The organism is Saccharothrix sp. DSM 118769, from assembly GCF_052936295.1.
Genome location: NZ_CP193627.1, coordinates 7,431,411 through 7,454,516, shown reverse-complemented (window position 1 = coordinate 7,454,516; position 23,106 = coordinate 7,431,411). Strand labels below are relative to the sequence as shown.

20 protein-coding genes are annotated in these 23,106 nt (G+C 74.3%); 8 read left to right on the top strand and 12 right to left on the bottom strand.

The genetic code is table 11. The features are described 5' to 3' along the window. Positions 1-6: 6 nt before the first annotated feature. From fxsT to gabT, 5 genes are all read right to left on the bottom strand, one after another. A complete protein-coding gene (gene fxsT, locus ACRAKJ_RS31090; protein WP_438923162.1) occupies positions 7-4,323 on the bottom strand; it encodes an FxSxx-COOH system tetratricopeptide repeat protein in 4,317 nt (1,438 codons plus the stop codon). Then, complete coding sequence (locus ACRAKJ_RS31085) at positions 4,320-5,327, bottom strand: AAA family ATPase (protein ID WP_438923163.1); 1,008 nt, start codon at positions 5,325-5,327, stop codon at positions 4,320-4,322. The genes fxsT and ACRAKJ_RS31085 overlap by 4 nt, the downstream gene beginning before the upstream one ends. Beyond that, positions 5,324-6,823, bottom strand: coding sequence for a VMAP-C domain-containing protein (locus ACRAKJ_RS31080; protein WP_438923164.1), 1,500 nt, complete (start codon positions 6,821-6,823; stop codon positions 5,324-5,326). The genes ACRAKJ_RS31085 and ACRAKJ_RS31080 overlap by 4 nt, the downstream gene beginning before the upstream one ends. 452 nt (positions 6,824-7,275) lie before the next feature. Continuing rightward, positions 7,276-8,703 carry an aldehyde dehydrogenase family protein gene (locus tag ACRAKJ_RS31075; RefSeq protein WP_438923165.1) on the bottom strand — a complete coding sequence of 476 codons (1,428 nt, stop codon included), beginning with the start codon at positions 8,701-8,703 and terminating at the stop codon, positions 7,276-7,278. Next, a complete protein-coding gene (gene gabT, locus ACRAKJ_RS31070) occupies positions 8,700-9,956 on the bottom strand; it encodes a 4-aminobutyrate--2-oxoglutarate transaminase (protein ID WP_438923166.1) in 1,257 nt (418 codons plus the stop codon). Before gabT ends, ACRAKJ_RS31075 begins: the two co-directional genes overlap by 4 nt. A 71-nt stretch (positions 9,957-10,027) precedes the next feature. Here gabT and ACRAKJ_RS31065 point away from each other — a divergent pair, with 71 nt between their 5' ends. Together ACRAKJ_RS31065 and ACRAKJ_RS31060 are read left to right on the top strand one after the other, a co-directional pair. Continuing rightward, a complete protein-coding gene (locus ACRAKJ_RS31065) occupies positions 10,028-11,278 on the top strand; it encodes a PucR family transcriptional regulator ligand-binding domain-containing protein (protein ID WP_438923167.1) in 1,251 nt (416 codons plus the stop codon). 254 nt (positions 11,279-11,532) lie between these two features. Next, positions 11,533-12,888, top strand: coding sequence for a protein kinase domain-containing protein (locus ACRAKJ_RS31060; protein WP_438923168.1), 1,356 nt, complete (start codon positions 11,533-11,535; stop codon positions 12,886-12,888). Positions 12,889-12,905: 17 nt separating this feature from the next. On the opposite strand, the gene ACRAKJ_RS31055 is transcribed toward ACRAKJ_RS31060, so the two are convergent. From ACRAKJ_RS31055 to ACRAKJ_RS31030, 6 genes are all read right to left on the bottom strand, one after another. Then, a complete protein-coding gene (locus ACRAKJ_RS31055; protein WP_438923169.1) occupies positions 12,906-13,862 on the bottom strand; it encodes a TIGR03557 family F420-dependent LLM class oxidoreductase in 957 nt (318 codons plus the stop codon). A gap of 8 nt (positions 13,863-13,870) precedes the next feature. Then, positions 13,871-14,518, bottom strand: a complete 648-nt coding sequence (locus tag ACRAKJ_RS31050; protein ID WP_438923170.1) for an HAD-IA family hydrolase — start codon at positions 14,516-14,518, stop codon at positions 13,871-13,873. A gap of 38 nt (positions 14,519-14,556) precedes the next feature. Beyond that, complete coding sequence (locus ACRAKJ_RS31045; RefSeq protein ID WP_438923171.1) at positions 14,557-15,288, bottom strand: alpha/beta fold hydrolase; 732 nt, start codon at positions 15,286-15,288, stop codon at positions 14,557-14,559. A gap of 154 nt (positions 15,289-15,442) precedes the next feature. After that, the gene (locus tag ACRAKJ_RS31040; protein ID WP_438923172.1) at positions 15,443-16,366 is read right to left on the bottom strand and encodes an anti-sigma factor RsbA family regulatory protein; all 924 of its coding nucleotides are present in this window, start codon (positions 16,364-16,366) and stop codon (positions 15,443-15,445) included. Between the two features lie 40 nt (positions 16,367-16,406). Beyond that, a complete protein-coding gene (locus ACRAKJ_RS31035) occupies positions 16,407-16,913 on the bottom strand; it encodes a GNAT family N-acetyltransferase (protein WP_438923173.1) in 507 nt (168 codons plus the stop codon). Positions 16,914-16,923: 10 nt separating this feature from the next. Next, positions 16,924-17,301, bottom strand: coding sequence for an SRPBCC family protein (locus ACRAKJ_RS31030; protein WP_438923174.1), 378 nt, complete (start codon positions 17,299-17,301; stop codon positions 16,924-16,926). A gap of 51 nt (positions 17,302-17,352) precedes the next feature. On the opposite strand from ACRAKJ_RS31030, the gene ACRAKJ_RS31025 reads away from it, so the two are divergent. Beyond that, complete coding sequence (locus ACRAKJ_RS31025; RefSeq protein WP_438923175.1) at positions 17,353-17,475, top strand: hypothetical protein; 123 nt, start codon at positions 17,353-17,355, stop codon at positions 17,473-17,475. 187 nt (positions 17,476-17,662) lie between these two features. Here the strand turns inward: ACRAKJ_RS31025 and ACRAKJ_RS31020 are convergent, their stop codons facing one another. Then, positions 17,663-18,466, bottom strand: coding sequence for an SDR family NAD(P)-dependent oxidoreductase (locus tag ACRAKJ_RS31020; RefSeq protein WP_438923176.1), 804 nt, complete (start codon positions 18,464-18,466; stop codon positions 17,663-17,665). A gap of 98 nt (positions 18,467-18,564) precedes the next feature. On the opposite strand from ACRAKJ_RS31020, the gene ACRAKJ_RS31015 reads away from it, so the two are divergent. The 5 genes from ACRAKJ_RS31015 (at position 18,565) to ACRAKJ_RS30995 (ending at position 23,064) form a co-directional block, all read left to right on the top strand. Next, positions 18,565-19,491: a Ppx/GppA phosphatase family protein gene (locus ACRAKJ_RS31015; protein ID WP_438923177.1), complete on the top strand. Its 927-nt coding sequence runs from the start codon at positions 18,565-18,567 to the stop codon at positions 19,489-19,491. Positions 19,492-19,502: 11 nt separating this feature from the next. Beyond that, positions 19,503-19,898, top strand: a complete 396-nt coding sequence (locus ACRAKJ_RS31010) for an anti-sigma factor antagonist (protein WP_438923178.1) — start codon at positions 19,503-19,505, stop codon at positions 19,896-19,898. A 32-nt stretch (positions 19,899-19,930) separates the two neighbouring features. Continuing rightward, entirely contained in the window at positions 19,931-20,371 is a 441-nt protein-coding gene (locus ACRAKJ_RS31005; protein WP_438923179.1) for a DUF4383 domain-containing protein, read from the top strand. A gap of 143 nt (positions 20,372-20,514) precedes the next feature. Then, positions 20,515-21,192 carry a hypothetical protein gene (locus ACRAKJ_RS31000; RefSeq protein ID WP_438923180.1) on the top strand — a complete coding sequence of 226 codons (678 nt, stop codon included), beginning with the start codon at positions 20,515-20,517 and terminating at the stop codon, positions 21,190-21,192. Positions 21,193-21,456: 264 nt separating this feature from the next. Continuing rightward, positions 21,457-23,064: a S8 family serine peptidase gene (locus tag ACRAKJ_RS30995; RefSeq protein WP_438923181.1), complete on the top strand. Its 1,608-nt coding sequence runs from the start codon at positions 21,457-21,459 to the stop codon at positions 23,062-23,064. The last annotated feature ends 42 nt before the right edge of the window (positions 23,065-23,106 follow it).

Here is a 23,106-nt window from a genome sequence, read left to right as displayed (position 1 = left end):
GGTGGGTCAGAACTGCATCGTGTCCGCGTCGCAGTTGGCCCGCACGTACTGGGTGGCCGCGACCGTCGCCGGGTGCTCGTCGCCGAGGACCTTGCGGAACGACGTGACCGTGCGGGCGTGCAGCACCGCCGACTCGTTCTCCTCGCCCAGCTCGGCCAGGTCGATCGCCAGGTTCAGCGCCACCGCCAGGGTCGACGGGTGCTCGGCGCCCAGGACGCGGGTCGACCGCTCCAGCGTGTCCTCGTCCATCTTCCTGGCACCGGCGTGGTCGCCGGTCGCGGCCAGGTCGCTGGCCAGGTTCGTGGCCGCCACGAGGGTGAAGGGGTGGTCGGTGTCGAACACCCCGGCCAGCTTGGCGTGCACGTCGCGGTCGAGGTCGAGCGCCTCGCCGACCTCACCGAGCAGGCGCAGCGTCACGGCCAGGTTCATCCCGGCGACGAGGGTGAACGGGTGGCTCTCGCCCATGACCCGCTTGAAGCGCTCGTAGCTCCGCGTCGCCTGGGTCAGCGCGCCGTCCAGGTCGTCCAGGTGCCGCAGGTCCATGGCGAGGTTCATCCGCGCCGTGATCGTGTCCTCGTGGTCTTCGCCGTGCCGGCGCCGGTACCGGACCATGCAGTCCTCGGAGAGCGCCTTCGCCCGTTCGTGCTCACCCGCTTTCCGCAGGGCGACCGACAGGCTGCGGTTCGCGCCGATGACCCGCGGGTGGTCGTCCCCGAACAGCTCGCGCTGGACCACCAGCGCCTCGTCCTGGAGCTTCGCCGCGTCGACGTAGCGCCCCAGTTCGCGCATGTCCATGTAGACGCTGTTGCGGCTGGCCAGGGTGAGGGAGTGGTCCTGCCCGAGGACCTGGGCCCGGCGGCCCAGGGTCAGCTCGTCGATCTCCAGCGCCCGCGCGTAGTCGCCCATGAGGCGGAACGAGCTGGCCAGGTTGTTGGCGTAGGTCAACGTGGTGGGGTCGTCCACGCCGAGGATGCGCACCGCGCGGTCGTAGACCTGTTGGCGCATGTCCAGTTCCTCGGCGAAGTAGCCCTGCGCGCGCCGGTCGAGGGCGATGGTGTCGAGCATGTTCAGCATGCTCTCGTGGTCGTCGCCGACCACCTCGCGGAACAGCTGGTGCGTGCGCTCGTTGAGCTGCTGGGCCTCGGTGAGGCGCCCCAGCCTGCGCAGGGAGATGCCGTAGCGCCGGGTGATCTCCAGCGTGTCGAACTCCCGCTCGCCCAACGACTCGCGCCAGGACTCCATGGCCTGCGACGCCAGTTCCCGCGCGCCGTCGAAGTCGCCCGCGTTGAGCAGGTAGCGGACGAGGTTGGTGACCAGGCCGCGCACCCAGCGGTCGGGGCAGTCGACCGCGCGCGACACGATCGCGTGCGGCAGGAGTTCGGCGTAGCGCGGCCAGTTCGCGGTCGAGTCCGGGTCGACGGGGTCGCCGTTGACCAGCAGCACGTGCACGGCGTGCCGCATCTCGTCCTGCCCGGTCTCGTCGAGCTGGTTCTTGAGCACGGTCTGCACCAACCGGTGCAGTTGCAGGGCGTTGGCGCGGTGGTCGATCTTCGCGAGGCTGTACCGGCTGATCTCGCGCACGGCCCGGCTGAGCTTGATCGGGTCGCGCAGCGCGTCGCCGAGCGACTCGGGCACCGGTGCGTCGCGCACGCCGCGGAAGAGCTGCTGCGAGATGGGCTCCGGGCCGAAGAACGCGCACACCTGGAGCAGTTCCAGGGCGGCGCGGTGGTCGTGCTTGAGGCGGTTGAGCGGGACGTTCCACGCCGCCGCCACCGGGAGCTGGTCCTCGCTGGAGGTGCCCGACTCCAGCAGCTCGGTGCGGTTCTGGGACAGCAGCTCCAGGTACTCCGACACCTGCATGCCGGTCTGCGCGCGCCACGCGGCGGCCTGCTCCACGGCCAACGGGAGGTCGCCCAGGGCCTCGGCGAGGGCGTCCGCCTCGGCGTCGTCCAGGTCGCCGCCCCGGCGGTGCAGGAGTTCGACGCTCTCCTCGCGGGTGAACAGGTCCACCTCGACCGGTCGGGCGAACCCGGCCCAGTCGGAGTTGCGGGACGTGACGATGATGTGGCCGTTGCCGGCGGGGAAGTAGCGCCGGACGTCCTGCGGGCGGTCCGCGTTGTCGAAGACCAGCATCCACCTGCCGAACGGCTGGCCCAGGCGCAGCGCCTCCATCACGGCGGGCACCGCGGTGTCCGCGGCCCCGGACGCGGCGACACCGAGCCGGTTGGCCAGCTCCACGAAGTTCGCCTTGATCTGGGCGTCCCGCTCCGCGGAGATCCACCACACGACGTCGTACTCGCCGGCGTGCCGGTGGATGTACTCGACGACGGTCTGGGACTTGCCGACGCCGCCCATGCCGTGCAGCGCCTCCGGCAGCACCGCGGTCGGGCCCGCCTCGCTCAGCCGCAACCGCAGTTGTTCGAGCAGCTCGCCGCGACCGACGAAGTCGGGGTTGCGCAGCGGGACGTGACCCCACACCTGCGGCTGTGTGCCGCCGGGCAGCCGATCGCCGGTGAACGACGACGTTCCGGGAGAGGTCATGTCTTCTCCTTCGAACGGCTGCGACCCAGCCGTGTGGGCGGGCTGGGTTTTCGTACTGGTCAAGTGGTGCTCCGCACTGGATGGGGGGTGGTCGTCCGCGTCGCCGGCCGAGCGCCGGCGGTCCAGTCCGATCGCGGCGGCGATGCGCCGCGACCTGCGGGAGTACGGCCCGGAGAGCGCGCGGAACACCGCTTCCTGGACCTTGAGGTAGGGGAGGTTCTCCGCCGACGGGGCGAGGGCCTCGGTCGAGTCGGGCTCGTCGAGCGCGAGGCGGTAGTTGCGCAGGGCCTCGTTGCCGTCGCCGGCGTACTGGTCGAGCACGCGGGCGACGCGGGCGGTGTCGGAGCGGCGCGAGGTGGACAGCAGCTCCTCGCGCACGCCGGCGTCGAAGTCGTAGGCGACGGCGTCGGTGTCGCCGTCCACGCCGGGCAGGCGCGTCATCAGGCCGCCGAGCATGACCTCGGCCATCGCGGACAGGTCGGAGCCCGGCAGCAGCACGCGCTGCACCAGGCCCATGAGCCGCGGGTTCAGCGGGGTGGCGGCGAGGAGGCCGGCGAGGTGGAAGCCGTCGACGGAGGCGTAGGTGCGGAAGCGCAGTACGCGTTCGGCGGCGGGGAGCGGTTCCTCGGCCTCGGGTTCGGGGGCGGGTTCGGTGCGGGGCACGACGAGGGCCGCCGTGGTCTCGACCCACTCGGCGCCGGGGGCCGTCATCAGCCTGGCCCACTGGGTCATCCACTCGGCGGACAGGCCGAGGACGGGCACGGGGGTGGCCGGGGTGTCCGCGCCGGCGACGCGCAGCCGGTGGTTCGGCGCGCCGGGCGCGGGCGCGGACAGCTTCATGCGGCGGGTGGGCAGGCCGCCCCAGGACCAGAGGCGCTGCGCGAGGGTCTGCACCACGGCCACGGGCACGTGCCGGCCCCAGTGGTGCAGGACGTGGCCGACCGCGCCGCTGTGCCAGGCGCGGCCGACGGTGTCGGTCAGCACCAGGACGATGCGGTTCCCCGCGGGGTCGACGAGGTAGGGCCAGGCGTGGGTGGTGCCGCCCTCGGAGCACAGCGTGACGTGCTCGGGGTCGGGGCCGGTGGAGTCGAGCTCGTAGGTGCGCACGTCGCGGAAGCCCTGGCGTTCGAGCAGGTCGCGGAACTCGTGCACGGTCTGCCGCCAGATCTCGGCGGCGACGGTGGTGTCCACGACGAGGGCGACCTCGAAGCGCCGCCACGGGGCGTCGCGCCACTCGGGCAGCCAGAGGTGGTCCTGGGCGGCGCGCACGGCGGTGGCTTCCTCGTCGAGGACCCGCACGCGGGGGGAGGTGCGGCGGCGGGTCAGCGGGCGCAGGGCGCGGCTGATCCCGCGGCGTTCGGCCAGGGCCGGGACGGTGGGCCAGGCGGAGACGGCGCTGACCGCGCCGTCGAGGGTGATGACCGGGTCGGCGCGGGCCATCGTGGTCGGCGTGGGCGTCCAGCGCTGCAGGCCGGTGCGGTCGGGGTCGGGTCCGGGCGCGGCGGCGACCGGTTCGCGGGCGGGCGGTTCGCCGGGGTCCTCGGGCGGTTCGAGCGGCCCGGTGGTCGGCTCGTCGGGGCGGTCCGGCGGTGACGGGACCGGTCGTGCGTCGTGCGTCGGGGGTCGTGGCGGCGCGGGGGTGGTGCGGGCGAGCCACAGCGAGTCGCGGACCTCGCGCAGGGTGAGGTCCGCGGTGCGCAGCTCCTCGACGCGGCCGTCGGTGGCGTCGAGGTGCTGGAGCAGCACCTCGCGCACCGGTGTCCCGTCGCGCGGTCCGGTCATCCGGCCTCCGCCGACAGGGGGTGCCAGATGGCCTTGAGCAGTTCGGTCCACTCCTCGTCCTGCTGGTAGGCGCCGGAGGTCGCGAGGTGCACGGCGTTGAGGAGCTGGTCGGCGGACACGGTGCCGACGTCGTCGCGGTGGTGCAGGAAGTCGCCGATGAGCCGGCCGAGGTCCACGCCGTGGGCGTCGCCGAAGTGCACGGCGACCATCTGGCCGAGCTGTTCGCGGCCGGGCTGCGTGACGTGCAGCCGCAGGCAGCGGCGCAGGAAGGCGGGCGGGAACTCGCGCTCGCCGTTGCTGGTGATGATCACGACGGGGAACTCGCGGCAGCGGACCAGCCCGTGGTGCACGGTGGCGGTGTGGCCGCGGTCGGCGGTGAGCACCTCCACCTCGGCCTCGTGCTTGGCGTGGCGGACGAGTTCCGGGATCTCGTACTCGCCCTCCTCGAAGACGTTGAGCAGGTCGTTCGGGAGGTCGATGTCGCCCTTGTCCAGCTCGTCGATCAGCAGCACGCGCGGCAGGTCGTGCGGCAGCAGCGCGGTGCCCAGCGCGCCGAGGTGGACGTAGTCGCCGATGCCGGAGTCCGGGTCGCCCGAGCCCACCGCCTGCACGCGGCCGATGGCGTCGTAGAGGTACAGGCCGTCCTTGAGCGTGGTCCTGCTGGTCACCGCCCAGCGCAGCACCGGGCCCAACCCCAGCTCCCGGGCGACCAGGTAGGCCAGGGAGGACTTGCCGGTGCCCGGCGCGCCGGTCACGAGCAGGGGCCGGCGCAGGCGGATCGCGGCGTTGACCATCGCCACCTCGTCGGGCTGCGGCGTGCGGGGGACGCTGCGCACGGCGCCGACGCGGCGGTCGCCCTCGCCGCCGTCGTCGTCGGGCCGCGAGGCGGTGCCCGTGCCGGTGAACGTGCGCCACGGCGGCGGTGGGGGCAGGTCGGTGACCGGGGTCCGCGCGACCTCGCCCGTGCCGCGGTAGACGGGACCCCCGACGTGTGCCTGGCTCATACCGCAACCCCCTCCGGGGGCCCCGGGCTGCTGGGCACGACGAGCCGCCGGGGGTCGTCGTAGAGCACCGTCAGCGCCTGGCCGACGTGGCGCCGCGCGGGGCCTTCCGCGTACGCCGTGGTCCGGGCCAACCGGACCCGTTCGAGCAGGTGGTCCTCGTCCTGGTCGTGCAGCAGCGACTCGACCAGGTCGGCGAACTCGGCCGAACCGCAGTCGTCGCGGTGCCACAGGATCAGCGGCACCCCCGCCTTGACCCCGACCGCCACCTCGTCGCGCCCGGTCGCCCCGGTGCGCGGCGGCGCGGACAGCACCAGCGACACCAACCCGCGTTCCCGGTTGAACCGCGTCTGCAACGCGCGCAGCCCCGCTTCGGCGCCCGACTGCGCCCGGCACGTCGCGGCCCGGTCGAGGGTCCGCGCCCCCGCCAGTTGGCGGGCCAGCTCGTCCCAGCGCTGCCGCCACTCCCGGTGGTAGCGCCGCGTCGTCATCCGCTCCAGGCTGCGCACCACCACCGGGTAGCGGCAGCCCATCGGCTGGGCCAGGAAGGGGTCGTTCTCCCACGGCCACTGGTCCACGTCGAGGTTGAGGTTCTCGTAGTCCAGGACGAACTCGATCCGGATGTCCGGGCCGTACTGCGCCCAGTCGTCCTCGACCTTCTCGACCAGCGCGGCGACGGCCTGCTTGACCCTGTCCAGCGTGCCGACGACGTCCTCGCCGTGCAGCGGTGACCACTCCTGCGGCTCGCCGAGCTGCCGCCAGTGCGACACCCGGTAGCGGTCGCCGGTCGGGCCCTCGCGGCCTATCCGCACCACCAGGTACGCGGGCGCGCCGACGGGAGGGGTGAGCGGTTCGGCGACGTCCGGTCGCAGGCCCCGGCGGATCAGGAGCAGTTCGTCGAGCCGGTCCATCCGCTCGGCCTGCGCCTCGTTCCAGCGGTGCAGCTCGATGGCGAGTTCGGTGCGCACCTTCGCCGCGAGGTGTTCGACGAAGACCAATGGCCTCGGTATTCCATCCGGGCGGGCATTGAGCGTTTCCAGAACGCGGAAGACCTCGAAATAGGTGGTGGGTCCGAACAGGCCGGGCGCGGTCGGGCCGGCGACCGCGCGGTAGATGTCGGCTATGTCGGGCACGACGACCCCGGAGAGCAACGTGAACAACCTCGCCCGTTCAGAGGTCGGGAACAGGTCCAGCGGGGTGAGTTCGGCGATGATCCGGCGCAATTCGGTCATCGCGTGCGAATCGGCCTCGAACTTCGTCACGACCCGCACGAGGGCGGCCAGCCGTTCGGGGCTCTGCTGGCACACCTCGGCCAGGCTGAACAGGTGCCCGGTGGCCGTCGGGTGCTCCTCGACCAGCAGCGTCTCCCGCAGTTCTGCGGACACCATGCGGATGACGAGATTGCGGCTGGCGCGGTCGGCCAGCACGGGAACGCGACTCAGCGCGTCGACCAGGGGAATGAGCAGGCCCCGGCCGCCGTTGTCGTCCGCGTGGACCATCGGTGGTCCCCCGTTCGAGCGTTCTGTGCGCAGGTCGGCCCCCTGTCAGCATGGCCCCGGTTCGCGCTCCACGTTAGGGTTTTCGGCTTACCTCGTGCAGTCGTAACACCGGTTGCCCGAAGCGCGCGTCAACACCGTGTTCGTTCGATACATATGCATCCCATATGCGCCCATATGCGTCACGAGATGGGAATAACCTAGTGGAGATGTCCAATCGACCCGTGCTCGTGCGGAAACCGTTGTGACGGAACGTCGCCGCTGGTCCGGTCGAGCCTCCGGACGTGACAGCGGGGGATGAGCGGTTCGGGTGACAGTCGGGCGCGGGTGACCGTCCGTCACGGCCGCGCGCTTTTATTGGGTGACACAGATCACAGGGTTCGTGGTACGGCACAGCGAAAACCGCTCCGCCGATCGCGTGACCCGATCGGCGGAGCGGCGGGGTGACCGGTCGGTCAGAGCTCCAGGCCGGTCAGCACCAGGACGCGCTGCTCGGTCAGGTCGTCCATCGCCGCGCGCACGCCCTCGCGGCCGGTGCCCGACTCCTTCACGCCGCCGTACGGCATCTGGTCCGCCCGGAACGACGGCACGTCGCCCACGATCACGCCGCCCACGGCCAAGCGCGCGGAGGCGCGGAAGGCCAGGCGGACGTCGTGGGTGAACACACCGGCCTGGAGGCCGAAGCGGGAGGCGTTGACGCGGTCGAACGCCTCGTCGACGTCGGCCACCCGCTCCAGCAAGACCACCGGGCCGAAGACCTCCTCGTCCACGACGCGGCAGCCCGCGGGCACGTCGGCGAGCACGGTGGGGGCGTAGGAGGCCCCGTCGCGGGTGCCGCCGGTGAGCACGCGCGCGCCGGCCGCCACCGCCTCGGCCACCCAGGACTCCACCCGCTCGGCCGCCGCCTCGGTGATCAGCGGGCCGACGTCGGTGGACGGGTCGGTGGGCGCGCCGGTGCCCAGCCGCCGCACGTGCGCCACCACGGCCTCCTCCAGCGCCCCGTACACGTCGGCGTGCGCGTACACCCGCTGCACGGAGATGCACGACTGCCCGCCCTGGTACATCGAGAACGACGCGATCCGCGACGCGGCGAAGTCGAGGTCGTCCCAGTCCGGGCAGACGACCGCCGCCGCGTTGCCGCCCAGCTCCAGCACGACGTGCTTGCGCGGCACGCGGTCGAGGATCGAGTAGCCGACCGGGCCCGAGCCGGTGAACGACACCACAGGCAGGCGCGGGTCCTCGGCGAGGCGGCCCGCGTCCTCGTTGCGCAGCGGCAGCACCGACCACGAGCCCGCCGGCAGGTCGGTCTCCGCCAGCAGCGACCCCAGCAGCAGGGCCACCAGGGGGGTCGTGGGCGCGGGCTTCACGACGATCGGCGCGCCCACGGCGAGGGCGGGCGCGACCTTGTGCGCCACCAGGTTCAGCGGGAAGTTGAACGGCGCGATGCCCAGCACCGGCCCGCGCGGTGCGCGCCGGACCAGCGCCAGCCTGCCGTTCGCCGCCGGGTCGGTGTCGAGCCGCTGCAGCTCGCCGGAGAACCGCCGCGCCTCCTCCGCCGCCCACCGGAACGTCGACACCGCCCGCGCCACCTCGACGCGCGACCACTTCACCGGCTTGCCGGACTCGGCGGTGATCAGCGACGCCACCTCGTCCGCCCGCTCGGCCAGCCGCCGCGACACGTGGTCCAGCGCGGCGGCGCGCGCGTGCGCGGGCAAGGCGGCGAACCCGCCCGCCGCGGCGTGCGCGGCGGCCACGGCCCGCTCCACGTCCGCCGCCGACGCGTTCGACGTCACGCCCGCGAGGGCGCCGTCGTGCGGCGTGCGGACCTCGACCCGGTCCCCGCCCTCGGCGGGGGAACCGGCAACCCAGTACGGCGTCGTCACCGCTGCATCGCTCCTTCGATCACGTCCAGGCCCTCGGCCAGCAGGTCGTCCGGGATGGTCAACGGGGGCAGCAGGCGCAGCACGTTCCCGCGCGTGCCGCAGGTCAGCACGACGACGCCCGCCGCGTGGCAGTGCGCCGCGACCCGGGCGGCGTCCCGCGCGGTGCCCAGCTCCACCGCCAGCATCGCGCCCCGGCCGCGCGCCTCGACCACGCCCGGCAGGGCGCGCAGGCGGGGGAGGACCGCCGCCTCGACCCGGCGCGCGGCGGCGTTGAGGTCCAGCTCGCGCATGGTGTCGATCGCGCCCAGGGCGGCGGCGCAGGCGATCGGGTTGCCGCCGTAGGTGCCGCCGAGCCCGCCGACGTGCACCGCGTCCACCACCTCGGCGCGGCCCGTGACGGCGGACAGCGGCAGGCCGCCCGCGATGCCCTTCGCGGTGACCACCAGGTCCGGCACCACGCCCTCGTGGTCGCACGCGAACCACGAGCCGGTGCGGCAGAACCCGGTCTGGACCTCGTCGGCCACCAGCAGCACGCCGTGCTCGCGGCACCACGCGGCCAGCTCGCCCAGGAACCCCGGCGCGGGCACCACGAACCCGCCCTCGCCCTGGATCGGCTCGACCACCACGCACGCCACCTCGTCCGGCCGCTCCACCGCCGCGGCGGCCCGCCGCGCGGCCTCCGGACCGGACAGGCCGTCGTGCAGCGGGTAGGAGCCGGGCACCCGCTGGACGCCGGGCGCGAACGGCCCGAAGCCGTGCTTGTAGGGCATCTCCTTGGCGGTCAGCGCCATCGTCAGGTTCGTGCGGCCGTGGTAGGCGTGGTCGAACACCACGACCCCCGGCCGGCCGGTCGCGTGCCGGGCGATCTTGACCGCGTTCTCCACGGCCTCCGCGCCCGAGTTGAGCAGCACGGACCGCTTCTCGTGCGTGCCCGGCGTCAGCTCCGCCAGCCGCTCGCACACCTCCACGTACCCCTCGTAGGGCGTGACCATGAAGCACGTGTGCGTGAACCGGTCCACCTGCTCGTGCACGGCCGCCGCGACGCGCGGCGCGGGGTTGCCGACGCCGGTCACCGCGATGCCCGACGCCAGGTCGATCAACCGGTTGCCGTCCACGTCGACCAGCAGGCCCGGTTCGGCGTGGTCGACGAACACCGGCAGCGTCGACCCCACGCCGGCCGCCACGGCGCCCCTCCGGCGCTCGCCCAGCTCCCGGGAGCGCGGACCGGGGACCTCGGTGCGCAGTCTCGTCATGCCACCAGCATGATCCCGCCGGGCGGGTGCGGCCATTCGCCGTTGTGGCCAGTGGCGTGTACACAGTGTCCATGTCGTTGACGGTGGGCGAGCTGGCCCGCGAGGTCGGGTTGACCGTGCTGGTGGGCGCGGGGCTGGACCGCGAGGTCGCCTGGGTGCACAGCACCGAGCTGGCCGACCCGGCGCCGTTCCTGGAGGGCGGCGAGCTGCTGCTCACCACCGGCCTCGCGCCGGTGCCCGCCGACGAGTACGTGCGCGGGCTCGTCGCGGCGGGCGTGGTGGGCCTCGGCTTCGGCACCGGCCTGAGCCACGACGAGGTGCCCGCCGACCTGGTGCGCGCCGCGCGGGACGCCGGGCTGGCGCTGCTGGAGGTGCCGCGCGCCACGCCGTTCATCGCGATCACCAAGGCCGTCGCCCGGGCCGCCTGGGCGGCGGTCGCCCGGGTCAACGAGGCGCACCGCGTGCTGACCAGGGCGGCGGTCGCGCGGGGCCCCGCCGGGGTGGTCGAGGCGCTGGCCCGGCTCGTCGGCGGCGCGGTCGTGCTGCTCGACGCGCGCCGCGCGCCCGTGCACGTCGCGGGCGACCCGCCGGACCTGGGGGAGCTGCCGGGCCCGGGGGAGCCGCCTGGTGCGGGGAGCGCCACCTGGTGGGAGGGGGACCGCAAGGTCGGCGTGCAGGCCCTGGCCGGGCACGGGCACCTGGCCGTGGCCGCCCCGGTGCTGGACGCGGGCGTGGTCAACGTGGCCGCGTCGCTGCTCACCCTCGCGCTGGCCCGGTCGGCCGAGGTCGAGGCGGTGCGCCGGGAGCTGCGGTTCCGGCTGCTGCTGGCCGGGGCCGAGGTCGAGGGGCTGCCCGAACCGCCGTTCCGCGTCTTCGTGCTGCGCGGCGCGCCCGCCGACCCGCCGGGGTTCTGGGCCGAGGTGGACGGGCGCGTCGTCGTGCTGGCCCGCGAGCTGGACGTGCCGGCCGCCGCGTCGCGACCGGTCGGGCCGACCGAGGTGGCCCGCGGCTACCGGGAGGCGCTGCGGGCGCTGGAGGAGGGCGTCGACCGGTTCGAGGACGTGGCCGCGTCCGGCCTGCTCGGGCCCGGTGCCGGGGCCCACGCGCGGGAGCTGCTCGCGCCGCTGGACGACGTGCTGCGCGAGACGCTGCGGGTGTGGCTGTCGCACCACGGCCAGGCCGACCCCGCCGCCGCCCGGCTCGGCGTGCACCGGCACACCGTGCGCAACCGCGTGCGGCGCGCCGAGCAGCTGCTGGGCCGCTCGCTGGACGCCGCGGGGACCCGCGCCGAACTCTGGTTGGCGCTGCACGCCGCGCAGTAGGCACGCCGCGCAGTAGGGTGGGCGGGCACCGCCGCGACAGTCCCCGGAGGGGCCACCGCGCCGGGGGCCGGGGTCGCCCGGGTGGGCGGAACCGGCGTTCGGTAACCCGAACAACGTCGTACGAACGGGTGGTTTGTACCCGCATTTGTACGGGTATCGGGGTCCCGAAGCGGTGAAGGCTGTGGCCAGTCGGAACGGTCGCCGGTAACTTCCGCCGTTCCGAGGACGCGTCGACGCGGTGGAGGTTCTACCGGATGTGGGACGGTGACCTGACCGGCGAGCTGGTCGACGGCAGGTACTCGCTGGGCCCCCTGTACGGCTCCGGCGGCATGGCCGAGGTGTACCGCGGCCGGGACACCCTGCTGGACCGCCGGGTCGCGGTCAAGTTCTTCCTGGGCCAGGCGGGCGACGAGGACCGCATCCGGCTCGACCGCGAGGCCCGGGTGCTCGGCGAGCTGAGCTGCCCCGGCCTGGTCGAGGTCTACGACACGGGCCTGCACCGCGGCCGGCCGTACTTCGTCATGCAGCCCGTCGAGGGCGGCACGCTGCGCCGCCGGATGCGCGACCCCCTGCCGCCCGCCGTCGTGGCGCACGTCGGCGCGCAGGTCGCGGGCGTCCTCGCCCACGTGCACGACCACGGCGTCGTGCACCGCGACGTGAAGCCGTCGAACATCCTGCTCGACCCGGCCGGGCGGCGCGCCTACCTAGCCGACTTCGGCCTCGCGCTCCAGGCCCAGGTGACCAGGGTGACCCGGTCCGGCGTGCTGGTCGGCACCGCCGGCTACCTCGCGCCCGAGCAGGTGCGCGGCGCGGACGTGTCGCCCGCCGCCGACGTCTACGCGCTCGGCCTCGTGCTGCTGGAGTGCCTGACGGGCCGCTCCGAGTACCCCGGCGGCGACACGGAGGCCGCGCTGGCCCGGTTGCACCGCTCGCCGCGCGTCCCGGCGAACCTGCCCGCCGAGTGGACGGCGGTGCTCGCCGCGATGACCGCCCCCGACCCGGCCGACCGGCCGTCGGCCGCCGAGTGCGAGCGGCTGCTCGCCCTCGCCGAGCGCGCCAGCGCGGACGTGCCGCCCCTGACCGGGCTCGTGGTCGCCGACGACCCGGTCGACGACCGGGAACCCCCGCGCGACCGCCCCGACCACCACGCGCGGGGCCTGCGCGGCAAGGTGCTGGTCGCGGGGTCGGTGGCCGCCGCGGCGGCGCTGGTCGTGCTGGCCGCGGTGAACCTCGCCGACCCGACCCGGCCCGCGGACGAGGTGGGCCGGCCCGGTGGCACGACGTCCACCACGGACGTGCGCCCGGTCGCCGCCGTGCCGCCGGCCACCACGGGGGCGGTCGCGCCGCAGGCCGCCGACCGGTCCGCGGTGACCGTCGTGCGCGAGGCGCCGGCCGGTCCGGGGGAGGAGGGGGCCGAGGAGGCGCGGGAGCCGGAGAAGACCGCCAACCCGAACCCCCCGGTGACGCCCCCCGACCAGGGCACCCCGCCCGAGCAGGGCACGAGCCAGGCCCCCGGCACCACCCAGGCCCGGACCCCGAACCCCGCGCCGGTCGTCGTCGTCCCGGAGCCGCCGGGCAGGGGGAAGGGCAACGACAACGGCCGGGAGTAGCGACCCCGGGGCGGTGGTCAGCGCAGGGCGGGTAGCAGCTCGCCCTTGGCGAAGTCCAGGAACTCCTGCTGGTGGTCGCCGCCGATCTGCACCAGCGCCAGGTCGGTGAACCCGGCCTCGCGGAACTTCGCCACCGCCTCGACGACCGGCTCCACGTCGGGACCGCACGGGATCTGCCCGGCCACGTCCTCGGGCCGCACGAACTGCGTCGCCCCGGCGAACCCGGCCGTGCCCGGCAGCTCGGCGTTGACCTTCCAGCCGCCCGCGAACCAGCGGAACTGGTCGTGCGCCCGCGCCACCGCCCGCTCCCGGTCGGGGTCCCAGCAGATCGGCAGCTGCCCGATCTTGCGCGACCCGCCGCTCTGGAAGACGTCCCACTCCTTGCTCAGCTCGGGGTCCGGCTCGGTGGCCACCATCGCGTCCGCCAGCGGCGCGAACGTGCGCACCGACTGCGGGCCGGACACCGCCACCGCGATCGGCACGCGCTGCTCCGGCAGGTCCCACAGCTTCGCCGAGTCCACCCGGAAGTGGTCACCCGAGTAGTTGACGTACCCGCCGTCGAAGAGCGTGGAGATGATCTCCACGGCCTCGCGCAGCAGCTCGTGCCGCACGTTCACCGGCGGCCAGCCGCGACCCACGACGTGCTCGTTGAGGTTCTCGCCCGCACCCAGCCCGAGGGTGAACCGGTTGCCCGACAGCAGCTGCACGGTCGCGGCCTTCTGGGCCACCACGGCCGGGTGGTAGCGCACCGTCGGGCAGGTCACGTACGTCATCAGCTCGACCCGGCTGGTGGCCTGGGTGACCGCGCCCAGCACGCTCCACGCGTACGGGGCGTGCCCCTGCTCGTCGAGCCACGGCGAGTAGTGGTCGCTCATCACCTCGAAGTCGAACCCGGCCTGCTCGGCGAGCGCGGCGTGCCGCACCAGGTCGCGGGGGCCGGCCTGCTCGGTCATGAGGGTGTAGCCGATCCGCACGCTTCCTCCTACGCCATGGGCAGGTCGGTCAGGTCCGCCCGCAACCGGTCGAGATCCTCGTAGACTGCCGACGCGCCGGCCTCGCGCAACTCGGCCTCGCCGAAACCACCCGTGCGGAGGGCCACCACCGGCAGCCCGGCCCGCCTGGCGGCCTCGCAGTCCCACACCGAGTCGCCGACGACCACGGCCCGCCCGTCGCCGTCGACCCGCTTCAGCGCCACCTCGATCAGGTCGGGCGCGGGCTTGCTCTCCTCGACGTCGTCGGAGGACGTGGACACCACGCCGGGCGCGTCGATCAGCTTCACGTAGTGGTCGACGTGCCGGCGCTTGCCCGAGCTGGCCAGCACGACGGTGAAGTCCTGCTCCAGGGCGGCGGCGACCAGGCGGTGCGCGCCCTCCAGCGGGCGGACCTCGGCCAGCATCGGCTCGAACGCGGCCTCCCACGCGCCGCGCAGGTCGTCACCGCGCTCGCGCTCCACGTGGTCGCCCGCGACGGCGGCGACCAGCTTGTCGCCGCCCATCCCGATGGCGCGGTGCAGGCGCCACGTCGGCACGGTGATGTCGAAGCGGCGGAACGCGCGGAACCAGGCCACCGCGTGGTGGTAGTTGGTGTCCACCAACGTCCCGTCGACGTCGAGGACGAGCGTGTTGGTCATGGGCGGGGGTTAACCCGGCCGGACCACGGGCAAACAGGTCAGCCGACCTCGTCCAGGAACTCCTCGACCAGCCTCGCCCACGCGGCGGGCGCCTCCACGGCGGGCGCGTGGCCGCTGTCCAGCTCGGCCCACCGGGCGCCCGGGATGAGGTCGGCCAGCCGGCGCGTGGTGCCGGGCGAGATCATCCGGTCGTGCTTGGTGCCGATGACCAGCGTCGGCACGTCCAGCGACGGCAGCTCGTCGGTCAGGTCCACGCTCTCCACCAGGGCCACCTGCTCGGCCGAGCCGGGCGGGACGGTCAGCGCGACCAGCTCCAGGAACCCGTCCAGCTGCTCGGCGGTCATCCGCCGCCGGGTGGGCTCGCCCACCGCGATCGACACGAGGAACCGGGCGAGCTCGGCCCGGTCGCCGCCCAGCAGGCGCCGCCACTCCGCCATCCGGGCCCGCGTCTCGTCGTCGATGCGGGCGAACCCGGCGGTGAGCACCAGGGCCGTCACCCGGTCGGGGTAGCGCCGGGCGACGCGCGCCGCCACCGCGCAGCCCATCGAGAACCCGACCACCGCGAACCGCTCCTCGCCGTCGGCGGCGGCGACGAGCCGGTCGGCCAGGTCGTCGAGGTCCAGCGGGCCGGCCGCGCGCGGTGTCGCCCCCGAGCCGGGGAAGTCCACCGCGTGGACCTTCCGCTTGCGCGACAGCGTCGGGATGAGCGGGCTGAAGTTCGCCCGGACGGTGCCACCGGCCCCGTGGGCGAGGAGGAGTGCGGGAGTCACCCGTTCGATTCTGCCGGGCGTCACCCGCACGGCGCCGCCACTTCCGCCCGAAGCACGCTCCGCAACCGGTCAAAACGGACATCCGGGGCCGGTTCGTGGTCAAGCACACACCGCGACCGCTTCGGCACGCCGACGGCGCGGCACCCGCCGGGCGTCAGGCCGGCGGGCCGACGTACACGCGGATGGCCGTGCCGTCGCCGTGCGCGTGCACCCGGACCAGGTCGCACAGCAGGTTCACCAGCATCACGCCGTAGCCGCCGGGCGTGCGCGCGCCCGGGTTGTGCCTGCCGACCATCGGGTTGTCCAGCCGGCCGGTGTCGCGGACCTCGCAGACCACCACGTCGTCCTCGCGCCACACCAGCAGCGTGCCCGTGCCGCCCGCGTGCACCACGCTGTTGGTGGTCAGCTCGTTGACCGCGAGCACCAGGTCCTCGACCTGGTCGGCGGACAGCCCGGTCGCGGTGGCGAACCCCGCGACCAGCCGGCGCGCGTCGGCCAGCGCGTCCAGGTCGAACCGGCAGGTGGTGGCGTCGGCGGGCGGCTCGGGCAGCGGCCGGTTGAACTCCTCGGCGGTGAGGAACGGCTCCCGGTAGCCCGTGCTCGGCCTGCGCCGCCCACCGTCCGCCACGACCGGGTGAGTGGTCTCGACGTCGCGCACGACGTGCGGGGCGAGGGCGGACGCGTCGTAGGGGCACAGCATCCACGCGGGGCGGTCCTCGAACGCGGTGTTGACCATGGCCTCGTGCTGCACGCACGCCGGGTACTCCAGCTCGGTGCGCTCCGGCCAGACCGCCTCGCCGACGATCCGCACCCGCGCCGCCGACGAGTTGTCGGCGAACGCCGCCAGCACACCGGGGATGATGCGGCCCGGGTTGCGGCCGGCCTGCCTCATGTCGAGGAACTCGACGTGGTCGGCCGCCGGCCCCAGCGCGCCGCGCAGCAGGGTGATGCCGCGCCGCGGCACCGCGACCAGCACCGGCTCGCCCGCGGCCAGGCCGTCGCGCACGAACGGCACCGCTCCCGCGAGGTACTGCTCGTCATCGCGGTAGAGCAACGCCTCGTGCACGAAATCGACCACGGGGGCAACCTCCGGGCGGTGGGGGTCAACCCCCTCAGTATCACCCCCCGTGGTCCGCGCGGAGCGGACGGTGCAGGCAAACCCGCGTGTCCGGGTCCAGGCCGCGCGCCGCCTCGGCCGCCACGACCGCGCGCAGCCCCGGCGACGGGTCCGTGACCTCGCGGAACCCGAGCCGCCGGTAGTAGGGCGCGTTCCACGGGACGTCCCGGAACGTGGTGAGGGTCAGGCCGGACAGCCCGCGCGCGGCGGCCCACCGCCCGACCTCGTCGAGCAGGGCCGCGCCGATGCCGCGCCGGGCGTGCGCGGGGTGGACGCTGACCTGCTCGACGTGCGCGGCGCCGTCCAGCTCCTCGGCGGCGATCCAGGCGACCGGGTGCGGGTCGACCGCGACCCACACGTGCAGGCGTTCCAGGGTGCTCAGCGGCATCGGGTCGTCGTCGGCGACCTCCGGCATGCCGTGGTCGCGGAACGGTTCGCCGGAGGCGCGTTCGACCTCGGGCAGGAGGGGCAGTTCGTCCGGTCGGGCGGGACGGGTGCGGGGCGTCACCCCGGGATGATCAGCCGGCGGTCAGGTTCTGCTCAACCTCGTCGGCCAGCGCCTCCAGGAAGCGTGCGGCGAACTGCTCGTCGGCGCAGTCGTCCACGCGCAGTTCGGCGACGCTGCCCGCCGCGCCCGCCAGCGACACCCGCAGCTCGCCCCGGCAGCCCTCGTCGGCCAACGGCTCCCACGTGAGCAGCAGCTGGTCGTAGTCGACGGCCAGCTGCACCTGCCGCTGGCCGTCGCCCTCACCGTCGCGCAGGATCAGCACGTCGTCCGTGCGGCCGACCACCTCGTGCGGGCCGGGCAGCCACGACGCCAGCCGCGAGGGATCGGCGGCGGCGTTGAAGACCAGGTCGGGCAGGGCGGGGATGTCCCGTCGGGCGTGGATGCTCACGGCCTCCCGGTTACCCCGTTCGGTCCGCCGCACACCGGGTAACCGGACGCCATGACGACCGCCGAAGAACCGGTAGACCCGGACGAACTGGCCGAAGAGGCGCCGATCGACCCCACGCCCCAGGAGGTCGACGAGTACCGCGAACTGATCGGCGACGAACCCACCCCCACCTGACCCGCGAGTCATGCGCTTATGACCCGCGAGTCATGCGTTCGCGACCCGCGAGTCATGCGCTTATGACCCTCGTGTCATGCACTCGGCGCCGGAACGCAGGTCGCGAGTGCATGACACAGGGGTCGCGAGCGCATGACTCGCGGGTCGCCGATGCATGACTCGCGGGTCGTCAGTGCATGACTCGCGGTTAGGAGGGGGCGCTGCCCGGTTCGGTCATGGTGCGCATCGTGCGGGCCTTGAGCGGGTCGGGGAGGGCGCGGCCCGCCGTCGCCTGGACCTTGTTGCGCAGCGAGCCCGCCACGACGTGGTCCTTGCCGGCCATCAGCGCGTCGAAGCCCTCGCGCGCGACCTCCGCCGGGTCGTCCTTCGGCCCGTTCGCGATCTTCGTGTCCTCCATGCCCGCGCGGCGGAAGAAGTCGGTGTCGGTCGGCCCCGGCATCAGCGCGGTGACCGTGACGCCGCTGTCCCGCAGCTCCTCGCGCAACGACTGCGAGAACGACGCCAGGAACGCCTTCGTCGCCGCGTACACGGAGTGGAACGGTCCGGGAGCCGTGGCCGCCACCGATGAGGTGAACAGCACCCGTCCGGTACCGCGGTCCACCATCGGCGGCACGAGCCGCTTGGCCAGGTGCACGGCCGAGTTGACGTTCAGCTCCACCACCCGCAGGTGCGCGCGCAGGTCGCTGTCGTCGACGAAGTCGCCGCCGATGCCGACGCCCGCGTTCACCGCCAGCGCGTCCACCGGCCGCCCCAGGTGCTCGACCACCGCCACCAGGTCCTCGTTGCCGCTGTACGAGGCCAGGTCGGCGCGCACGGCCTCGGTCCGCACCCCACCCGCCGACAGCTCGCGCGCCACGTCCTCCACCGCCGGGTCCTCCGCCGCCACGACGAGGTCGAAGCCCTCGGCGGCGAACACCCGCGCCAGCTCCAGGCCGATCCCCCGCGACGCGCCCGTCACGACCGCCAGCGGGCGGTTCTCCGATGTACTCATAGTCTTCCACTACCCACAGTCAAGTCACCCAATCAGGTTTCACCCGACCCACCAGTGGGCAACCCCCACTGCCCCTCTCATGCGAACGGCGGTGACGGATGTCCGGAAGACGGACCCAGGTCGGGGTGTTGGACGTCGGGTGCTTCAGCGCCCACCTCGTGGTGGTCGACGGTTCGCCGTCGAACCCGGTCCTCTCGCACAAGACCCGCCTGCGGCTCGACCGGCTCCTCGACCGGCACAACCGACTGATCCCCGAAGGCGTCGAACGGGTGGTGGCCGCCGTGCGCGCGGCCCGCCGCACCGCCGAGCGGGCGGGGGTGGTCGACGTGGTGCCGTTCGCGACCTCCGTCATCCGCGACGCCGGCAACTCCGCCGAGGTGATCGCCGAGGTCGCCCGCCGCACCGGCACGGTGCTGCGGGTGCTGCCCGGCCACGAGGAGGCGCGCCTGGCGTACGTGGCCGCGCGCCACTGGTTCGGGTGGGGCGCCGGCCCGCTGCTCGTGCTGGACGTCGGCGGCGGCACGGTCGAGGTCGCCGCGGGCGACGGCATCTCGCCGACGCTGACCCGCTCGCTCCCGCTGGGCGCCCGCACGCTGACCCGCAGCCTCGTCGTGGACCGCCGGCAGGTCCTGAACAAGGTGCGCGCCGCCCTGGACGACGTGGCGCGCGACGTGTCCTCCGCGGAGCACCGGGCGGTGGGCTGCTCGAAGGTGTTCCAGCAGCTGGCCCGCCTCACCGGCGCGCGCCCCCAGCACGAGGGGCCGTTCGTGCCGCGCTCGCTGCGCCTGGACGACCTGCGCCACTGGGTGCCGCGACTGGCCCGGATGCCCGCGCCGAAGCGCGCCCGCCTGCCCGGCATCTCACGGCACCGCGCCGAGCAGTCGGCGGCCGGGGCGCTGGTGGCCGAGGCGCTGATGGTGGCCACCGGCCACGACGTGGTGGAGATCTGCCCCTGGTCCACCAGGGAGGGGCTGCTGCTCGAACTGGGCGCGCAGGCCGATGACGAGTACTGCCGGGTGGCGTGAAGGGAACGGCGATGCTGGCGCTGTCGGTCGAGACTCACCGGACGGGGTGCGCGGTGGTCGTGGCGACCGGGGAGTTGGACCTGCCCGGCGCGCGCCGGGTCCTCGACAAGCTCGACCGCCTGGTGACGGAGGGGCGGGACCGGATCGTGCTCGACATGTCCGGTGTCGCGTTCTGCGGCGCGCAGGCGATGAGCGCTTTGGTGCGCACGCGGGCCAGGGCGCAGCGCGCGGGTGGCTGGCTGCGGTTGGCCGCCGTGCCGCCGCACGTCCGGCGGGTGTTCGAGCGCACCGACCTGGACCGGTTGTTCCCGCGTTACCCGGACGTGGGATCGGCGGCGACCGGCCGCGCCGTTTCACCGCCGCCCCGTCGGGTAGCCGAGCCGGGACCACCGTCCCAGGCGAGGTGACCCCGGGAGGACGAGCGCATGAGGACGAGCGCATGAGCACCACCACGCACGTTCCGCACCCGGTGCGCGGTGCGGCGATCGCGGTGTCGGCCGTGTTCCTGCTGGTGGGGCTGCTCGGGTTCGTCCCGGGCATCACCGCCCACCTGGACCGGATCGCGTTCGCCGGACCGGGTTCGGGCGCGCACCTGCTCGGCGTCTTCCACGTGTCCGTGCTGCACAACCTGGTGCACCTGCTGTTCGGCGCGGTCGGCCTGCTGCTGGCGCGGACCGTGCTCGGCGCGCGGGGCTACCTGATCGGCGGCGGCTCGGTGTACCTGGTGCTGTGGTTCTACGGCCTGGTCGTGGACAAGGGCAGCGCGGCGAACTTCGTCCCGCTCAACGACGCCGACGACTGGCTGCACCTCGGGCTGGGTGCGGGCATGGTCGCGCTCGGCCTCGCGCTCAAGGGCAGCCCGGTCGCGCGCAGCGCCTGAGCGGGAGCGCCTGAGCGGGAACCGACGAGCGGGAACGGACGAGCGGGAACCGACGAGCGGGAACCGACGAGCGGGAACCGACGAGCGGGAACCGACGAGCGGGAACCGACGAGCGGGAACGGACGAGGACCGGGGAACTACGGATGACGACCGGGGAACGCACGAGGGCCGGGGAAGCCGCGGCGGCCGGGGAACCGGTGACGGGCGGGCGGTGGGGCGTGGTCGCGTCCGCCTTCCGCGCCCTGGCGCGCGGGCGGGGCGCGCGGGCGTTCCACCCGCGCGGGCGCTGGTGCACGGCCACCGTGACCACCACGTTCGACCCGGCCCTGCCGCTGCCCGAGGGCGTCACCGAGGTGGTCGCGCGGCTGTCCAAGGGCGCCGGCACCCCCGGCGGGCTGCCCGACGTGCTGGGGGTGGCGTTCCGGCTGCCCGGACCGTGGGACGTGCTGCTGTCCACGTCGTTCGCCCGCGTCCTGCCCCGACCCACCCGCACCTGGTCGAGCGCCCGCTACGGCAGCATCACGCCGTTCCGCCGGCACGGCCGCGCGGTGTGGCTGGCCGCGGTGCCCGAGCCGGGGCAGGCCGGGTCGGCCGACCTGGACGAGCTGCCCGACGAGCTGCGGTTCACGCTGGAGGTGAGCGGCCCGTGGCGGCCCGTCGGCACGCTCGTCGTGCGGCCGTCGGACGTGGACGACCCGGAGCCGTTCGACCCGCTGCGCGCCCTGCCCGCCGGCGTCACCCTCGCGCCCGCCGTCCTCGCGCGCCTGCGCGACCGGGCCTACCGGGGCAGCCGGAGTGGCCGGAGTTCCCCGACCAGGTGACAGGTTTTCCCTGATCAGGTGACATGCCCGCGCGAATGGCCGGCCTCCGCGCGGGTAGACAACCGAGCATGACGAGGACCCGTCGCGACCCGCGCCCCCGCCCCCGGCCGACCCCGCCGGCGACGGGGACGCGGGGCTGACTTGCGCAGCCCCGCGCACGGCTCCCGGATCGTTCGGGGTCACCGGTCACCCGCAGGTGGTGCCACGTGGCCGCCGGTCTTCACCCTTCCCCCGCTGGGCGGCCGAGTGGAACGGAGAACCACCATGCGACGCGACCGCCCGACCCGGCGACGGGTCGTCACCGCCTGCCTGGCGACCGGGGCCCTGCTCCTCGCCTGGGCGGGCTCCGGCCACGGCGCCGCGCCCCCGGAGGGCACCGTCCTCGGCGTCGGCGGGCCCGGCGCCGTGGAGGGCAGCTACATCGTCGTGCTGCGCGACGACGCCGCCGTGGGCCAGCAGGTCCAGCTCCAGTCCGGGCAGCTCGCCGCCCGGTACGGCGGCCGGGTCGAGCTGACCTACAGCGCGACCGTCCGCGGGTTCTCGGTCACCATGGAGGAGGCGCAGGCACGCAGGCTCGCCGCCGACCCGGCGGTGGCCTACGTCGAGCAGGACGCCGTCGCCCGGGCCACCGGCACGCAGGACAACCCGACGTGGGGCCTCGACCGGGTCGACCAGGAGAAGCTGCCGCTGGACTCGAAGTACACCTACCCCGACACCGCGTCCACCGTGACGGCGTACGTCATCGACACCGGCATCCACAAGGCGCACTCGGACTTCGGCGGCCGGGCGTCCGACGGCCACGACTTCATCGACGACGACGAGGTCGCCCAGGACTGCAACGGCCACGGCACGCACGTGTCCGGCACCATCGGGTCGGCCACGTACGGCGTCGCCAAGGGCGTGAAGCTGGTCGGCGTGCGGGTCCTCGACTGCCAGGGTTCCGGCCAGTGGTCGCAGATCATCGGCGGCGTCGACTGGGTGGCGCGCAACGCCGCCAAGCCCGCGGTGGCCAACCTGAGCCTGGGCGGCGCCGCCAACTCCACCGTGGACAGCGCCGTCAAGCGGCTCGTCGCCTCGGGCGTGACCACCGCCGTGGCGTCGGGCAACGACAACCGCGACGCCTGCTCCACGTCCCCGGCGCGCACGGCCGAGGCGATCACGGTCAACGCCACCGACAGCTCGGACAACCGCTCGGCGTTCTCCAACTACGGTTCCTGCACGGACGTCTTCGCGCCCGGCACGAGCGTCACGTCGACGTGGAACAACGGCGGCACCAACTCCATCAGCGGCACGTCGATGGCGGCGCCGCACGTGGCGGGCGCGGCGGCCCTGTACCTGTCGGCCAACGCCACCGGCGCCGCGGCGACCCCGGACGCCGTGGCCAAGGCCCTGCTCGACAACGCCACCGCCGACGTGGTCGAGGCGCCGGGCTCCGGTTCGCCGAACAGGTTGCTGCACACGGGTTTCATCGGCGGCGACGACCCGGAGCCGCCCGCCTGCGAGGGCGGTTCGAACACCGAGGACGTGGCGATCCCGGACGCGGGCGAGGCCGTGACGTCCTCGATCACCGTGTCCGGCTGCGACGGTCGCGGCACGGCGTCCACGTCGGTCGAGGTCGACATCGCGCACCCGTACACGGCGGACCTGGCCGTCGACCTGGTCGCGCCGAGCGGCGCGGTGATCCCCCTGCGGGAGGCGGGCGGCCCCAACTCGTCCGACGGCATCCACCAGGAGTTCACCGTGGACACCTCGGCGGAGAACCGCGACGGCACCTGGAAGCTGCGGGTGAAGGACGTCCACACCTACGACACCGGCACCGTCGAGGGCTGGTCGATCACCTTCGGGAACACCGCCGGGGCCGCGGGCGGCTGACCGGCGCGCAAGCGTTCGCGCCCGGTGCCCGGTGCCTGACAC